The sequence below is a fragment of the Paraburkholderia caffeinilytica genome, from assembly GCF_046030355.1.
In the GTDB taxonomy this organism is placed as follows: Bacteria; Pseudomonadota; Gammaproteobacteria; order Burkholderiales; family Burkholderiaceae; genus Paraburkholderia; species Paraburkholderia caffeinilytica_B.
Genome location: NZ_JAQQCQ010000015.1, coordinates 12,751 through 29,167 on the forward strand (window position 1 = coordinate 12,751; position 16,417 = coordinate 29,167).

At 62.2% G+C, this 16,417-nt stretch carries 13 protein-coding genes; 6 read left to right on the plus strand and 7 right to left on the minus strand.

Features of this window, described 5'->3' with window-relative positions; all coding sequences use genetic code 11:
* The first annotated feature begins 391 nt into the window (after positions 1-391).
* From PQQ95_RS21935 to PQQ95_RS21945, 3 genes are all read left to right on the plus strand, one after another.
* The gene (locus PQQ95_RS21935) at positions 392-2,002 is read left to right on the plus strand and encodes a sensor histidine kinase (RefSeq protein ID WP_408440595.1); all 1,611 of its coding nucleotides are present in this window, start codon (positions 392-394) and stop codon (positions 2,000-2,002) included.
* A 78-nt stretch (positions 2,003-2,080) separates the two neighbouring features.
* Positions 2,081-2,560 carry a response regulator gene (locus PQQ95_RS21940; protein WP_408440598.1) on the plus strand — a complete coding sequence of 160 codons (480 nt, stop codon included), beginning with the start codon at positions 2,081-2,083 and terminating at the stop codon, positions 2,558-2,560.
* A gap of 79 nt (positions 2,561-2,639) precedes the next feature.
* Positions 2,640-4,640: a hybrid sensor histidine kinase/response regulator gene (locus PQQ95_RS21945; RefSeq protein ID WP_408440601.1), complete on the plus strand. Its 2,001-nt coding sequence runs from the start codon at positions 2,640-2,642 to the stop codon at positions 4,638-4,640.
* Positions 4,641-4,818: 178 nt separating this feature from the next.
* On the opposite strand, the gene mscL is transcribed toward PQQ95_RS21945, so the two are convergent.
* The 4 genes from mscL to mfd all read right to left on the minus strand — a co-directional run bounded on the left by mscL (position 4,819) and on the right by mfd (position 11,386).
* Positions 4,819-5,268, minus strand: a complete 450-nt coding sequence (gene mscL / locus PQQ95_RS21950) for a large conductance mechanosensitive channel protein MscL (protein WP_408440604.1) — start codon at positions 5,266-5,268, stop codon at positions 4,819-4,821.
* Between the two features lie 87 nt (positions 5,269-5,355).
* Positions 5,356-6,390: a threonine/serine dehydratase family protein gene (locus PQQ95_RS21955; protein ID WP_408440607.1), complete on the minus strand. Its 1,035-nt coding sequence runs from the start codon at positions 6,388-6,390 to the stop codon at positions 5,356-5,358.
* Between the two features lie 55 nt (positions 6,391-6,445).
* A complete protein-coding gene (gene argE / locus PQQ95_RS21960; RefSeq protein WP_408440610.1) occupies positions 6,446-7,681 on the minus strand; it encodes an acetylornithine deacetylase in 1,236 nt (411 codons plus the stop codon).
* 222 nt (positions 7,682-7,903) lie between these two features.
* Positions 7,904-11,386 (minus strand): transcription-repair coupling factor, encoded by a 3,483-nt coding sequence (gene mfd / locus PQQ95_RS21965; protein ID WP_408440613.1) that lies wholly within the window; start codon positions 11,384-11,386, stop codon positions 7,904-7,906.
* A gap of 121 nt (positions 11,387-11,507) precedes the next feature.
* On the opposite strand from mfd, the gene ispD reads away from it, so the two are divergent.
* A complete protein-coding gene (gene ispD, locus PQQ95_RS21970) occupies positions 11,508-12,224 on the plus strand; it encodes a 2-C-methyl-D-erythritol 4-phosphate cytidylyltransferase (RefSeq protein ID WP_408440615.1) in 717 nt (238 codons plus the stop codon).
* Positions 12,225-12,273: 49 nt separating this feature from the next.
* A complete protein-coding gene (gene ispF, locus PQQ95_RS21975) occupies positions 12,274-12,753 on the plus strand; it encodes a 2-C-methyl-D-erythritol 2,4-cyclodiphosphate synthase (RefSeq protein WP_408440618.1) in 480 nt (159 codons plus the stop codon).
* Positions 12,754-12,885: 132 nt separating this feature from the next.
* Here the strand turns inward: ispF and PQQ95_RS21980 are convergent, their stop codons facing one another.
* The 3 genes from PQQ95_RS21980 to ompR form a co-directional block, all read right to left on the minus strand.
* A complete protein-coding gene (locus tag PQQ95_RS21980; protein ID WP_408440621.1) occupies positions 12,886-13,434 on the minus strand; it encodes a peroxiredoxin in 549 nt (182 codons plus the stop codon).
* Between the two features lie 172 nt (positions 13,435-13,606).
* Positions 13,607-14,956, minus strand: a complete 1,350-nt coding sequence (locus tag PQQ95_RS21985; protein ID WP_408440623.1) for an ATP-binding protein — start codon at positions 14,954-14,956, stop codon at positions 13,607-13,609.
* A gap of 44 nt (positions 14,957-15,000) precedes the next feature.
* The gene (gene ompR / locus PQQ95_RS21990; RefSeq protein WP_006048917.1) at positions 15,001-15,735 is read right to left on the minus strand and encodes an osmolarity response regulator transcription factor OmpR; all 735 of its coding nucleotides are present in this window, start codon (positions 15,733-15,735) and stop codon (positions 15,001-15,003) included.
* Positions 15,736-15,964: 229 nt separating this feature from the next.
* Here ompR and PQQ95_RS21995 point away from each other — a divergent pair, with 229 nt between their 5' ends.
* Complete coding sequence (locus PQQ95_RS21995) at positions 15,965-16,306, plus strand: hypothetical protein (protein WP_408440626.1); 342 nt, start codon at positions 15,965-15,967, stop codon at positions 16,304-16,306.
* The last annotated feature ends 111 nt before the right edge of the window (positions 16,307-16,417 follow it).

Genomic DNA, 16,417 nt, shown 5'->3' on the forward strand with positions numbered 1-16,417 from the left:
CTTCGCGCGCCGCACGTCGATCTTTTATAGCATACGACAAGGCCGGATTCACGATGATTCGGCGTCTACGCCGTCCCACCGCCTCCCGCACGAATCATGCCGAACCGCCTCGCCGCGCGCTTTCGCTTCCCAGCACATCTGTCTCCATCATAGACGCACGCGCTGCCGAAAAAACATCTCCCAGCAATAAAAAAGTCATTTTTATGTGGGCGAGCGCATCTAGCTGCTACGTTGAAATATCTCACATTCACGTCGATAATGGCCCGTCCGGCTGCGCCGCGGCGGGCCCGCCAGTCCCGCATCGCAACGGGCCGTCCGCATGGTGGGCGAGGCGCGTGGTCCGTGATACCCGCCGCGGCTTGAATGACCCTTCGCGACCCTTCGGGCGAACATGAAACTATTCACCAAGGGTCTGCTGCTGATTGCAGTGCCGAGCATGGTCGAGCTGGCGCTTCTGGGCGTCGTCTTCGATACCCAGGAGCAAACAGCGCAGGCCGCGCGGTGGGTCAGCAACAGCAAGCAGATCCTTTATCAGTCGTCGGCTCTGGTCGACCCGCTGCTGCGTCAGGCCGCGCGGATTCGCACGGGCATGGTCGTCGGCGATCCGTCGTTTGTCGACCGCCACACCGTATGGGTCGACATCGGCGACCGGCTTTCGAATCTCGAAACGCTGGTGGCCGATACGCCGCAGCAGGTCGTGCGGGTGCGCAAGATGCAACAGGCAATCGACGCCTATCGCGCGCAGGCCGCCACGGTCTCGCAGGCGCTGCGCGCGGGACATAACCTGAATTCGTTTACCGCGCTGGACACGGGCGCGCTTCCCCAGCAGATCGGGCTGTTTCGCGATCAGCTCGCTGAATTCAGTAGCGAGGCCTCGCGGCTCGACGCCGCTCGCGGCGCGGCTCTGGCGCGGCGCCGCGAACGGCAGCAATACGCGCTGATCGCCGCGGTATTGGGCTCGATGCTGATCTGGGCGGCCACCGCCATGGTGTTTGCGCGCAGCATCGGCCGGCGGCTGGAGGTGCTGACGGGCAATGCCGAGCGTTTGGGCAGCGGGCGGCAGCTTGCCGCGCCGCTGTCCGGCAACGACGAAATTGCCGCGCTGGACGCGGTCCTGCATCAAACGGGTCAACGCCTGCGCGAGGCCGAAGACGAGCAGGCCACGCTGAAAGTGCGGCTCGAAGCGCGGGCGCGCGAACTGGCGGGCGTCAACGAGGAGTTGCGCCAGGAGACGCAAGACAACGAAATGTTCATCTACAGCGTGTCGCACGATCTGCGCTCGCCGCTGGTGAATCTGCAGGGCTTTTCGAAAGAACTGCAGGTGTCGTGCGACGAACTGGACAGCCTCGTCGAGGCGGCGAAACTGCCGGAAGCCGAACATCGGCGGATGGCGCATATCCTTGACGGCGACGTGCGCGAATCGCTGCAATATCTGCGCTCCGCGGTGACGCGGGCGGCGGCGATCATCGACGCGTTACTGCGGATTTCACGCGCCGGGCGGCTCGAATATCAGTGGCAGCGGGTGAGCGTCGGGCGCGCGGTGGGCAAGGTGGTCGATGCGCTGCAAGGCGTCATCAGCCAGCGCGGGACGGTGGTGACCGTGCGCGAGTTGCCGCCCGCGTGGGGCGACCCGGGTGCGATCGAGCAGATTTTCAGCAACCTGATCGGCAACGCGCTCAATTATCTCGACCCGGCGCGCAATGGGCGCATCGAGATCGGCGCGCTGGAGCCGGAACCGGTCGACGAGACGGAGCCGCGCACGTTGCGCACACGCACCTATTATGTGCGTGACAATGGACTCGGAATTCCGGCGGCCTATATGTCGAAGGTGTTCCGGGCGTTTCAGCGTCTGCACGGCGACATCGCGAACGGGGACGGCATCGGCCTCGCCGTGGTGCGACGGATGGTGGAACGGCATGGCGGCCGCGTGTGGGTCGAGTCGGCGGAAGGCGCGGGGTCGACCTTTTTCGTCGTGTTACCAGAACAGCCTGCGCGCAATTGAGCGGCGACAGGCGCCAGGGGAAACGGTGGGAACAGTTAAAAGCACTATGCAAAGACGGATTGTCGGTACGGAGGGCATATGAGTCATGGGGATACGGTCAGCATCGTGCTGATCGAAGATGACGACGGCCACGCCACGCTGGTCGAGCGCAATCTGCGCCGTGCCGGTATTTCGAACGGTTTCGTGCGCTTTCGCGACGGCCAGCAGGCACTCGATTACTTTTTCGGTCCGGCGCCGGCAGACGCCGCGGCCAGCCCTTACCCGCCGCGCGAAGATCTGACGAATTTCGTGGTATTGCTCGATCTGAAAATGCCGCGCGTGGATGGCTTCGAGGTGTTGCGGCGTCTGAAGGATTCGCCGCAGACAGCCGCCGTGCCCGTGATCGTGCTGACCACAACCGACGATCCGCGCGAAATCGCCCGTTGTTATGAACTTGGCTGCAATGTCTATATCACCAAGCCAGTCGAATATGACGCATTCATCGAAGCCGTGCGCCGTCTCGGTTTCTTCCTGCAGGTGGTCAAGCTACCGTCGGGCAATCGGTTGACCGCGCCGTGACGGAAGGTTTATATGAAGGCGCTCCGAAAGCGGCCCATGACAAGATAGCCACACCAGACCTAGCCAGAGAAGATTACGCATGACCGAAGACGTGTCCACGCAGCCCGCCGCGTATGTGCTGGTCGTCGATGACGACGAAGGCATCCTGCGGCTCGCGCGCAAGTCGCTCGAACGCGCCGGCTGCCGGGTCGCAATCTGCTCGCAGGTCGAAGCGGCCCGCGAGCGGCTCGCCGCGGGCGCGCCCGACCTCCTCGTGCTCGACTACCAGCTCAACGGGCCGGAGACCGGGCTCGACTTCTTTCGCCGCCTGCGCGCGGAAGGCGTGCGGATTCCCGCCATCCTCGTGACAGGGTTCACTGACGAATCCCGTGTGATCGAAGCGTTGCGCGCGGGCGTATCCGATGTGGTGCCGAAATCCGGCGACTACCTTGATTACCTGCCCGAGGCGGTGGAACGGGTGCTGTCCCAGGTGCGTTTGCAGAAGGCCTCGGACGAAGCCTTGCTGCTGCGCGATCGCGAACAGCATTACCGCACCTTGTCAGAGGCGTTGCCGCACCTCGTGCTGACCTGCAATGCCGCGGGCGATTGCGATTTCCTTTCGAAACAGTGGTTCGACTACACGGGGCTGGCGGAAAGCAGCTCGTATGGTCTCGCGTGGCTGGATGCGGTGCATCCCGACGATCGCGAAGAGATTCGCCGCACATGGCTCAAGGCGGTCGCGAGCGGTGCCGGCGATTACCGGCACGAACTGCGAATTCGCCGCCACGACGGCGCTTATCGCTGGTTCGACATCCGTGCGGTCGCCATGCGCGACGCTGAGGGTAACGTCAGCAAATGGTTCGGCAGTTGCACGGACATTCATCCGCAGCGCGAGGCGATCGAGGAGCGCGAACGGCTGCTTGCCTCGGAGCAGGCGGCCCGCCAGATCGCTGAAGAAGCCAATCGGGCGAAGGACCGCTTTCTTGCCATGCTGTCGCACGAATTGCGCACGCCGCTTACGCCGGTTCTGGCGGGCGCCAGCGTGCTGGAGATGATCCCGGGTCTGCCCGATCAGGCGCGTGCGAGCGTGCGCATGATTCGCCGTAACGTCGAACTCGAAGCGCGCCTGATCGACGACCTGCTCGATCTCACGCGCGTGGCGAACGGCAAGCTGCGCTTGTCGCTCGAAACCGTGGATGTACACGACGTGATAGACAGCGTGCTCGAACTCTTTCGCAGTGAGATCCAGGTCAAGCAGCAGGACGTGCACGTCGGCAAGCATGCGCAGCACCATTACGTGCTCGCCGACCGCGCGCGGCTTCAACAGATGCTGTGGAACCTGATTCGCAACGCCGCCAAGTTTACGCCGGACGGCGGCCATATCTACGTCCGCACGCACGATGAACGCATGCACGTGCAGATCTCGGTCGAGGATACGGGCATCGGCATCGAGCCCGAGCAGATCGGCAAGCTTTTTAACGCGTTCGAGCAAGGCAACCAGAACATGACGCGGCAATTCGGCGGCTTGGGCCTGGGCCTCGCGATCACGAAGGCACTGACCGATGTGCACGGCGGCACGGTGATCGCCCAGAGTCCAGGCGCGCACTGCGGCGCGACTTTCACGATCACGCTGCCGACCGCCGCTGCGCCGGAGGAGTCGCCGCCTGTTGCTGCGCCTGATGAGGTTCATCATCCCGGCGTACTGACCATTTTGCTGATCGAAGACCACGTGGATACCGCCGAGGTGATGGCGCAGCTGATTCGCAGCCTGGGTCACGACGTGACCACGGTGGGCCGTGTGGACGATGCCTTGGCCGCGACTCAGTCGCAAAAGTTCGATCTGGTGATCAGCGATGTGGGCTTGCCGGACGGCACCGGCCTCGATTTCGTCAAAGCGTTCCGCGAGCATTCGGATGCGCCGGCGGTTGCGTTGACCGGTTTCGGTACTGATGAAGACGTGCGCCGCTGCCTGAGCGCCGGCTTTACGTCGCATCTGACCAAACCTGTCAATTTTGGACAGCTCGAGACGATGATCGAAAGCGCAGTGACGCAGAGGGCGGAGCAGGACGAAGGGGATGAAGGGCGCGGAAAGGACGCGTAATGCGTTCGCCGCGTCGACTGGAGCGCCGGCCGTCATTTGCGTGCGGCATGAAAAAGGCCTGTGGCGATTTTCTCGCAACAGGCCTTATTTATTTGCGCCGGTTAATGGGCGAAAGGGCGGCGCAAATGTTTAACGTGACTTAAGTTAGCTAACCTGCAGGTGACCTGGCGCCAGAGGCTCAACGCGGCGGCGCGTTCTTCAGCGAATCGCGGATTTCCCGCAGCAGCACGACGTCTTCCGGCGTCGGCGGCGGCTCTGCCGGTGCGGCTTCAGCCGGCTTGCGCAGATTGTTAATAAATTTAACCATCAGGAAAATGATGAATGCGAGGATCAGGAAGTTGATGGCCACGGTGATAAACGAGCCATAACCGAACACCGCCACACCTGCCGTCTGCAAGTCTTTATACGATTCGGGGCTGCCTTTGAAGCTGGCGGGAATATCGCCGAGGCGAATGAATTTATTGGAGAAATCGAGGCCGCCGGTGGCAACGCCGACAACCGGCATGATCAGGTCTTTAACAATTGAATTGACGATGGTGGAAAATGCGCCGCCGATAATCACCCCGACGGCGAGATCCATTACGTTGCCTTTGAGGGCAAATTCCTTGAATTCCTTGATCATGCTCATATACGTTCCTCCCAGAAGTGGATGATCGAATCATACCAATCTGAGAAGGATAGGCTAGTCTTTTGGCACCGAAAGAGCGGCCTGGCTTTATTCCGGGAACTGTGACTGGCTATGCCGCGCCCGTTCGATATGCGCGGCAAAACTGACCGGATCGGTATTGGTGCCACACAGCAGCACGCCCACGCGTTTGCCTTGCAACGTTTCACGCAGGGGCCCGAGCAGCGCTGCCGTAGCGGCGGCACAGGCCGGTTCGACGGCTAGCTTCAGTTGTCCGAACAAGGTCAGCATGGCCGCGCGCAACTGGTCGTCCGATACGGTGACCAGTTGATCGATATGACGGCGGCACAACTCGTAGCTGTATTCCTCGGTATGCGGCGAGGCCAATGAATCGGCAATGGTGTGCATGTGACCCATCTTGACCGTGTGATTGGCGGCAAAGCTTTTGCCCATCGCATCCGATCCTTCCGGTTCAACGCCGTATAGGTGCACCCGCGGATTCGCGAGCCGCATGGCGGTGGCCACGCCGGCCGCGAGACCGCCGCCGCCGATCGGCACGATCACCGCTTCGAGATCGGGCGTTTGCGTGGCCCATTCATAGCCGAGCGTGGCCGAGCCCAGCACGGTGCGATAGCCGTTGAACGGATGCACGAAATAACGGCCTTCCTCCGCCTCGATACGGCGCACCAGTTCGAAGGCTTCGGCAATGTTTTCCGCGAAGACGATGTCGGCGTGATATTGCCGGCATAAGGCGACACGTGCCGGATTGGCTGCGCGAAACAGCACGACCTTTGCGCTGATGCCAAGGCGCATTGCCGCGTACGCCACCGCCACCGCATGATTGCCGCCCGATACACAGGTGACGCCCGCGCTGCGTTGCGTTTCGTCGAGCGCGAGCAGATTGGTGAACGCGCCGCGCGCCTTGAAGCTGCCGCCCGCCTGCAGCAACTCGAACTTGAAGTTCACCACCGTGCCTTCCAGCGACGGAAAGTCGAGCCGGTCGAACACCGGCGTGCGCGTGACCCAGGGCGTCAACGCAAAGTGCTGCGTGGCGATGTCGTCGAGAGTAGGGATCGGCTCGCCGTTGATCGTATGGTCGGTGTGCTGCGGCGTGGCGGTTGACATGGCGTAGGCGTGTTTTTCCTCGATAGGATTAAGACTGTTTTTTCAGCGCTCAGTTTCAGTGAGCGTGCGCTTCGACCGACATGCTGTGGATGAATTTTTGCAGGAAGCGCTCGCATGCCACGAGTTGATCCAGCGCGACGAATTCGTTGGCTTTGTGCGCCTGCTGGATGTCGCCGGGGCCGCACACGATGCTCGGAATACCCGCTAGCGAGAACAGCCCCGCTTCGGTGCCATACGCGACCTTACGCTTGTCCTGGTCCGCGGTCAGCGCACGCACGAGTTGCGTGATCGCGGCCTGTTCAGACGAATCGAGCCCTGGCGCCGCGGCGATCTTCGTGATCTCGATGGCCGCGGATGGATGCTCGCGCAACATTTTCGGCAGTAGCGTTTCGCGCGCATATTGGTCGATGCGCGCGAAGATCGGTTCGGGATCGAGCGTGGGCAGATTGCGGAATTCGAACTGGAACTTGCATTCCGCCGGCACGGTATTGATCGCATTCCCGCCGACGATCGTGCTGGTTTGCGCCGTGGTGAAGGGCACGTCGTACAGTTCGTCGAACGGGCCTTGCGCGCGGAACTGATCGGCCATATCGCGGATGTAGCAGATCAGGCGCGCGGCGTATTCGATGGCGTTCAAACCCTTTGGCGTGAGCGACGAATGGGCGGCCTGGCCGCGCACGCAGCACTGATAGGCGTTGATGCCCTTGTGCGCCACGATTGGGCGCATGCTGGTCGGTTCGCCGACAATGCAGCCGTCCGGCTTCACGCCACGCTTCATCAGATCGGCAATCAGGAGCGGTGCGCCGGCACATCCCACTTCCTCGTCGAACGACAACGCGAAATGAATCGGCCTGGCGAGCCGCGTGCGCTGCATTTCGGGCACGAGCGAAAGCGCTGCGCCGATGAAGCCTTTCATGTCGCAGGTGCCGCGGCCGTACAGCTTGTCGCCGCGAATTTCAGGCTTGAACGGATCGCTGTCCCATTGCTGACCGTCGACGGGCACGACGTCGGTATGGCCCGACAGCACGACGCCGCCGTTGGTCTCACCGTCGTGCGCGGGAATCGTTGCGAACAGATTGGCCCATTTGCCGCTTTCGTCGTGAGTGAGCGTGGCTTCGACGCCGACCGCGCGTAATTCGTCGCGCACGGTTTCGATCAGACCGAGATTCGGATTGCGGCTTACCGTGTCCATCGACACGAGGCGGGTCACCCAGGGCAGCGAGGCGGGCGAAGCATTCGATTCGGAGGCGGGCGTTTGCGAGGACTGCGCTGTTTCAGCGACGTGAGACATGACAAGACTCCAGCATTTGAGTCTTTCGATCATACCCAAAAAAAACGTACCCGTATGCTGCGGTACGCGTTTGCGCACCGCAGCATGAACGGAAAACAGCTAGACGTACCCCGCTTTTTATGGGGCAGGCGTGGGTCCCTGCATTTGCACCGGGGCGGGTGCTGGCGTTGACGCCGGGATTGATGCAATAGCGGCGCGCGCGCCAGGCCACGGCGCGACATGCTAGCGCGCAGCAGCCGTGGCCGCCGTGCCGCGGCTCGGCGTGCCGAGCGCGCGCAAGGTTTCTTTCACCGTTGCGACACGCACGGCAAGGTCCGGGCTGCGCGTTTCGATGCGCAGCTTGTCCTGACCCGCGAGCTTGATGTGCTTGTGTTTCTGCACCATCTCGATGATCCGCATCGCGTCGATCGGCGGATTCGGGATGAATTGCAGGCCGATCACGGTTTCGCCCGCATCGATCTTCGAAATGCCCAAGGGCTTCGCCGCCAGCCGCAGGCGATGCGTTTCGACAAGCGCATGCGCTTGCGGCGGCAATTTACCGAAGCGGTCGATCAACTCTTCCTGAATGCTGTCGATCGAATCGTTGTGTTCGCAATTTGCGAGACGCTTGTAGAGCGACAGCCGCTCCTGCACGTCGCCGCAATAGTCCGCCGGCAGAATCGCGGGTGCGTGCAGATTGATCTCGGTGGTCGCCGCGAGCGGCGCGGTGAGGTCCGGCTCCTTGCCTTCCTTGAGCGCTTTCACGGCGTCGTTCAGCATGTCGGTGTACAACTGGAAGCCGATCTCGTGAATCTCACCCGACTGCTTGTCGCCGAGCACTTCACCCGTGCCGCGAATCTCGAGGTCGTGCATCGCGAGATAGAAGCCCGAACCGAGTTCCTCCATCTGCTGGATCGCTTCGAGACGGCGCTGCGCCTGCTTCGTCAGCCCTTGCGGGTCATGCACCAGCAGATAGGAGTACGCCTGGTGATGCGAGCGGCCGACGCGGCCGCGCAGCTGATGCAATTGCGCGAGGCCGAACTTGTCGGCGCGGTGGATCAGGATCGTGTTGGCGCTCGGCACGTCGATCCCGGTTTCGATGATCGTCGTGCACAGCAGAACGTTCGCGCGTTGGGCAACGAAGTCACGCATCACGCGTTCGAGTTCGCGCTCATGCATCTGTCCATGCGCGACGGCGATACGTGCTTCCGGCACGAGCGCTTCCAGCATCTGCCGGCGATTCTCGATGGTTTCGACTTCGTTATGCAGGAAGTACACCTGGCCGCCACGTTTCAGCTCGCGCAGCATCGCTTCGCGAATCACGCTGTCTTCTTCGCGACGCACGAAAGTCTTGATCGCGAGGCGCTTTTGCGGCGCGGTGGCGATTACGGAGAAATCGCGCAGGCCTTCGAGCGCCATGCCGAGCGTACGCGGGATCGGCGTGGCGGTGAGCGTGAGCACGTCGACTTCGGCGCGCAGCGCCTTCAACGCCTCTTTCTGACGCACGCCGAAACGGTGCTCCTCGTCGATGATCACGAGCCCGAGCCGCTTGAACTGCACATCCGACGACAGCAGCTTGTGCGTGCCGATCACGATATCGACCGTGCCTTCGTTGATCTGCTGGATCGCCGCGTTGACTTCCTTGGTCGACTTGAAGCGCGACAGTTCGGCGATGCGCACCGGCCAGTCGGAGAAGCGGTCCGTAAAGGTTTGCGTGTGCTGTTCGGCGAGCAGCGTGGTGGGCGAGAGCAGCGCCACCTGTTTGCCGCCCATCACGGCGATGAATGCCGCGCGCAACGCCACCTCGGTCTTGCCGAAGCCGACGTCGCCGCACACGAGGCGATCCATGGGTTTGCCGCTCGTCATGTCGCCGATCACGGCAGCGATCGCCGCGGCCTGGTCCGGCGTTTCTTCGAAACCGAAGCTCTCGGCGAACTTCACATAGTCTTTGGGTTCGAGCGCGAACGCGTGGCCTTGCCGCAGGGCGCGGCGGGCGTACAGGTTCAGCAACTCAGCGGCGGTGTCGCGAATCTGCTGCGCGGCTTTGCGCTTGGCCTTTTCCCATTGGCCCGAGCCGAGCGAATGCAACGGCGCGCTTTCCGGGTCTGCGCCGCTGTAGCGCGAAATCACGTGCAGTTGCGCGACCGGCACGTAGAGCTTGCTGTCGCCTGCATACTCGAGGTGCAGGAACTCGGTTTCGCCTTCGCCGAGATCCATCGTGACGAGGCCCATATAGCGGCCGATGCCGTGCTGCGAATGCACGACCGGATCGCCGAGCTTCAGCTCGGATAGATCCCGCACCATTGAATCGACGTTGCTCGCCTGTTCCTGGCGGCGGCGTCCCGTGCGGCGCGCGAGCGGACCGTAAAGCTCGGTCTCGGTGATGATCGCGATACCGTCGACGGGCACCGCAAAGCCGTTCGCCAAAGGCGCGACGCCTAGCGAAAAACGTTCGTTGCTGGTGAGCCAGTCCTGGAAGCTGTCGCTCGAGACGGGCCTCAGGTGATTGTCGGCCAGCAGTTGCAACAACGTTTCACGGCGGCCCGCCGATTCCGTGGCGAACAGCACGCGGTTCGGCGTGGTGTCGAGATAGGCGCGCAAGGCCGAGACCGGATCTTCCGCGTGGCGGTCGAGCGCAAGGTCCGGCAGCGGGGTCGACCAGCCGCCGCCTGCATTGGCGGGCAACGCGAGCCGCGCGAACGGCTTGGCGAACGCGAAGAAATCCTCGTCAGAGAGGAACAGGCGCTGCGGCTCCAGAATCGGCCGGTCGCGATCGTGCGACAGGAAGTTGTAGCGTTGTTTGGTGTCGTTGGTGAAGCGCCGGATCGCCGCATCCAGATCGCCGACGAACGCCAGTTGCGCGCCTTCGGGCAGGTAGTGGAACAGCGTTGCCGTTTCTTCGAAGAAGAGCGGCAGATAGTATTCGATGCCCGCCGACGGCACGCCGTTGCCGATGTCCTTATAAATCGACGCGCGGCTCGGATCGCCTTCGAAAGTCTCGCGCCAGCGGCTGCGGAAAGCCGTGCGCGCCGCTTCGTCGAAGGGGAATTCGCGGCCGGGCAGGAGGCGCACGTCCTTCACCGGATAGAGGCTGCGCTGGGTGTCCGGGTCGAATGCGCGGATCGAATCGACCTGGTCGTCGAACAGGTCGATCCGGTACGGCAGGGGCGAACCCATCGGATACAGGTCGAGCAGCGAGCCGCGCACGCAGTATTCGCCGGGACGCACCACCTGGCTCACGTGCTCGTAGCCGGCAAGCGTCAACTGCGCTTTGAGCTTCGCCTCGTCGAGGCGCTCGCCTTGCGAGAAGGAGAACGTGTAGCCCGCCATGAACGAGGCGGGCGGCATTCTGTACAGAGCGGTGGTGGCCGGCACCAGCAGGATGTCGCAGCGGCCTTCGCCGAGATCGTGCAGTGTGGCGAGGCGCTCGGAGACCAGGTCCTGGTGGGGCGAAAAGGTGTCGTAAGGCAGCGTTTCCCAGTCGGGCAGCAAACGCACGCGCGCCTCGGGCGCGAAAAAGCCGATTTCCTGCGCCAGCCGCTGCGCGTCGACGGCGCTTTCGCAGACCACCGCCAATAGCGGCACCTTCTCGCGATAGGCAAGATGGTAGCGGGCGATCAGCAGCGCGTCGGACGAGCCGTGCGTGCCGTCGAAGGCGAAACGCTGGCCGGCCTTGACGAGCGCGACGGGCGGGGAGTACTGCGATGATGCGGCGATGTCTGGCATAGAAGAGAAAAAGCGGCCTCGGGCTCACACGTGATCGGCAAGTTTACGCGTGTCGGGGCGTAGATGCGAAGGACCTATTATAAAATCCGTCCTTTACTTTGACCTCGCGGCCTCCGCATTCGTGACTTCCCGTCTATTTGCCCTGATTCCTTGCGCTGGGACCGGCAGCCGTTCCGGCGCCGCGATGCCCAAACAATATCGCACTGTCGCCGGTCGCGATATGTTGCATTACTCGCTGGCGGCTTTCGACGCCTGCAGCGAGTTCGCGCAAACCCTTGTCGTGATTGCCCCTGACGACCAGCACTTCGACGGCCGCCGCTTCAGCGGCTTGCGTTTCGCCGTGCGCCGCGCCGGCGGCGCCTCGCGCCAGGCGTCGGTGCTGAACGGGCTGCACGCGCTGGCCGAGTTCGGCGCGCATGACGACGACTGGGTGCTGGTGCACGACGCCGCGCGGCCGGGCATTACACCTGGCTTGATCCGCACGCTGATCGGCGCGCTGAAGGACGACGCGGTGGGCGGCATCATGGCCTTGCCGGTAGCGGATACCTTGAAGCGGATCGAGCCGGGCTCATCCGACGGGCGGATTGCCCGCACCGAGGCGCGCGACGGCCTGTGGCAAGCGCAGACGCCGCAGATGTTCCGCATCGGCATGTTGCGCGAGGCGATTTTGCGCGCGCAGGCGGACGGCCACGATTTGACCGACGAAGCGAGCGCGATCGAATGGCTGGGACACGCGCCCAAATTGGTGCAGGGGAGTTTGCGCAACTTCAAGGTCACTTATCCGGAAGACTTCGATCTGGCCGAGGCGATTCTGTGCCGGCCGTCGCCGGCTTCCTGATTGATGGGTCAATCAGATTTTAATCAATGGGCTTGAGGACTTGACGCATATGGATTTCAGAATTGGGCAGGGTTATGACGTGCATGCGCTGGTGCCGGGACGTCCGTTGATTATCGGCGGCGTGACGATTCCTTATGAGCGCGGGCTGCTCGGGCATTCGGACGCGGATGTGCTGTTGCATGCCATTACGGATGCTATTTTCGGCGCGGCCGCAATGGGCGATATTGGGCGTCATTTCTCCGATACGGATGCGAAGTTCGCTGGCGCGGATAGCCGGGTTTTATTGCGGGAGTGTTTTGCCCGCGTTAAAGCCGCCGGGTTTTCCATTGCCAATGTGGATAGCAGCGTGGTTGCTCAGGCGCCCAAGCTCGCGCCGCATATCGAAGGCATGCGGGCTAATATCGCTGCGGACCTTAATCTGCCGGTCGAACGGGTTAATGTTAAGGCCAAGACCAATGAGAAGTTGGGTTATCTCGGGCGAGGCGAGGGCATTGAAGCGCAGGCAGCGGTTTTGTTGATCAAGAGTTGATAGCGGGCTTTGGTTTTAGTTTTGGTTTTGGCGTTTGCGGGGCATTCACCCAAACCATGAGCGCGCAGCGAAAAAAACTTAATCCCGCTGCGCGCGGAAAACCCTCGTTCACCTTCAGCCGCAATACGCGGCTTACAGCGTTGCGCCGCCGATCGGGCGATTGCACGGGCACTCTTCGTCTGTTTGCAGACCGTCGAGAATACGCAGCACTTCTGTTGGATTGCGGCCGACGTTCAGGTTGTTCACCGAAACGTGTTGAATCGTGTTGTCCGGATCGACGATGAACGTTGCGCGCAGCGCCACGCCGGCTTCCTTGTCGCGCACCCCGAGCTGGTCGATCAATTCGCCCTTCACGTCGCCAAACGAGTAATGGTTTAGCCTGCTCAGTTCCTTTTGCTCGCGGCGCCAGGCCAGCTTGACGAATTCGTTGTCTACACTGCCGCCGAGTAACACCGCGTCTCGCTCTTCGAAATCCTTGGCCAGCTTGTCAAACTCGGCGATTTCGGTCGGGCACACGAACGTGAAGTCTTTCGGATAAAAGTAGATGATTTTCCACTTGCCCGGAAACGACTGCTCCGTGATCTCTTCGAACGCGGACACACCATTTTCTTCATGGTTGTTGAAGCCCGGCTTGGCCGCAGTGACGGTGAATGCCTCGACTTTATCGCCAACGGTTTTCATGCAAGAGCTCCTTCGTGAGATGGGAAAGCAGCGTGCTCGACGCTGTCATTTCGTCGTAACAGGTACGTTGCACGTTTTCGAGTATGGTCCTATGAGGTTATCCGCTCAATAGCCGTTGGCTAGCGCCTTGGCGCGATAGGACTCCACGCGGTCGACATAACGCGCCAGCCGGTCAGGCGCCTTTTGCCAGTGGAAACTCGATAGTGACCTCGAGGCCCGGCCCTGGCGTGCGATTGCGCAGGCGCAGCGCGCCGCGATAACGGCCTACCAGCCGCTGCACGATGGCCATGCCGAGACCCGTGCCGTTCGCCTGGGTGCGCGCGGAATTCACGCGATAGAACGGTCGCGTGACAAGCGCCAGTTGGTCCTCTGGAATGCCGGGACCCTCGTCGACCACGGACAATTCGACCCGCGAGTGCGATACCCGCGTTTCCAGAATCACGTGCGGTATGCCGTCGCCGTCGCTCAAACCGTACTTGCGCGCGTTCTCCAGCAGATTGCCGACCACGCGCCGCATATCGGTCTCATCCGCCTCGATCACCGCCGACGGCGCGAGGCGCGTAATCAGCCGCATGCTGTCCTCGCTTTGCATTCGTGCAGCAAGCTCGCCCGCGATCACCGACAGATCGACGGGCTCCGGCACGCGCTGCACCGGACGAGCGTAATCGAGGAATCGGCCGATGATCATGTCCATCTGCTCGATGTCGTCGACCATGGCGTCTTTCGTGGTCTGGTCGGACGGGCTCATTTCGGTTTCGAGCCGCAGCCGCGCGAGCGGCGTGCGCAAATCGTGCGAGATGCCGGCGAGCATCAGCGCACGGTCGGCCTCGAGCTGTTCGAGGTCCTGCACCATCTGGTTGAAACTGCGATTGGTCTCGGCGGCCACGCCCATGCCGCGCTCGGGCAAGGGCTCTGGCGACTGGCCCGAGCCGACCTTGCGCGCGGCCATGGCAAGCCGGGCGAACGGACGGTTCACGAGACTGGTGATGAACGCCGCGCCGAACAACGACAGCGCGAGTGCAAACACCCCCCAGCCGGCCCATTGCAGGCCCGTCGCATTGTCCAGTTGATCGCGGTCGAGCGCCACCCAGTAATCGTCGTCGTCGATCTTGAAGCTGATCCAGACGCCGGGGATGTCGTTCACGCTCTGCGCAATGACCGTGTCGTCGCCGAGGCGGCCGCGAATGTCGTGTTCGATCAGCCGGTTCAGCGACTCGTCCGGCTGGAGTTTGTACTTGTCGGTGGTTTCTCGCGGGTACACGCGCACCCCTTCATTGCTCTCCAGATCCTGCAGCAGGGCGCGCCGCAGGTCGGGATCGGAATAGAGGAGCGCGGTGCGCGTGAGCTTGACGATCGCAACCAGCTGCAAAGCCACGCGCTGGGCGCGCGGCTCGCGTTCGATCACACGGAAGCTCTGGAACCACGCAGCGAGGCTGACTGCGATCAACAGCGCGATCAGCAGAAAGGTCCGCCAGAAAAGGCCGCCGAACGCGAGCGTCAGGAGGCGCCGGTCGATCCGCATGGGCCCTTCTTATTTGAAATCAAAAACGGGAGGCGAGAGCAAACTCAGGCTGCGCCGTCAGGAATGAACACGTAGCCGAGCCCCCAGACGGTCTGAATGAAACGCGGGCTGCCCGGATCAGGTTCGATCAGTTTGCGCAGACGCGAAATCTGCACGTCGAGACTGCGGTCGAACACTTCGTATTCACGGCCGCGCGCCAGTTCCATCAGCTTTTCACGCGACAGCGGCTGACGTGGGTGCCGCGCAAACACCTTCAGTACCGAGAACTCACCCGTGGTCAGCGGAATTTCCTGGCCGGCCTTGGTGAGCGTGCGGGTGGCAAGGTTCAGCGCGAACTCGCCGAACTCGAACACTTCGGTGGTTTCGGACGGTGCGCCAGGCAACTCGGACGGCGATTGACGGCGCAGCACCGCATGAATCCGCGCGACCAGTTCGCGCGGGTTGAACGGCTTGGGCAGATAGTCGTCGGCGCCCATTTCGAGCCCGACGATACGGTCGACGTCTTCACCCTTGGCCGTCAGCATGATGATCGGCGTACGGTCGTTGCTGCCGCGCAAGCGGCGGCAGATCGACAGGCCGTCCTCGCCGGGCAGCATCAGATCGAGCACCAGCAAGTCGAAGCGCTCACGCACCCAGAGCTTGTTCATGGATGGCGCGTTCTCGGCAACGTAGACATTGAAGCCCTGTTCACCGAGGTAGCGGCGCAGCAGATCGCGCAGGCGCGGATCATCGTCGACGACGAGGATTTTCGAAGGGTTTTTGGTTTCCATGGTCGGCATCTTAGCGCGATTAGAAAGTAGCGCGCGGTTGCATCATTTATCGGGTTACAGTCAGTTACAAAATTTACCCGCAGTGTGGCACGACGTAAAGCAGGGGCAGGTAGACTCCTTTACTGAATGCGGCTGTTCGGTGGATACTTCACTCGACTAAAACTCTCGCACCCGGCTCGCTACCGGGGTTTGTATACGCATTTGAGGTAGCCGGTTGCCGCGCCACGAAGGGAACAACATGAAGGGAGGGGTTTGGCCGAATGTGCGCCTAAGCGTAATTGCACTGGCGATAGCCGGTACGCTTACAGGCACACTAGGACCAACGCTCGCCCACGCCCAGCCTTCGGCCGACAGAGCTGCGAGCGAGCACGCGCCGAGACCGCCCAATTCCAAGGCGAGTCGCCACAACCCCAGCGTCACTCCCGATCGTCCCGACCGCCCTGCGTCAGACGCGATGTTGCGCACTGCAGTTCCCCCCGATCTCGATCAACGCCGTCGTGATGGCCATATGACGCCCGACGAACGGCGTCTGTTACGGCAGCACATTGAAGACGCTGTCCGCGAGCTCTATAAGCGCTAGCTATTTCCGTGCCCGCTCCGGGTACGCCGATCGCGCTTTCTCCGCGCGTGAAAGATTTCGTTGCACTTCCCCGGTCAACTTTCCCGTTCCATCTGCCGTTGAGTCGCCAGA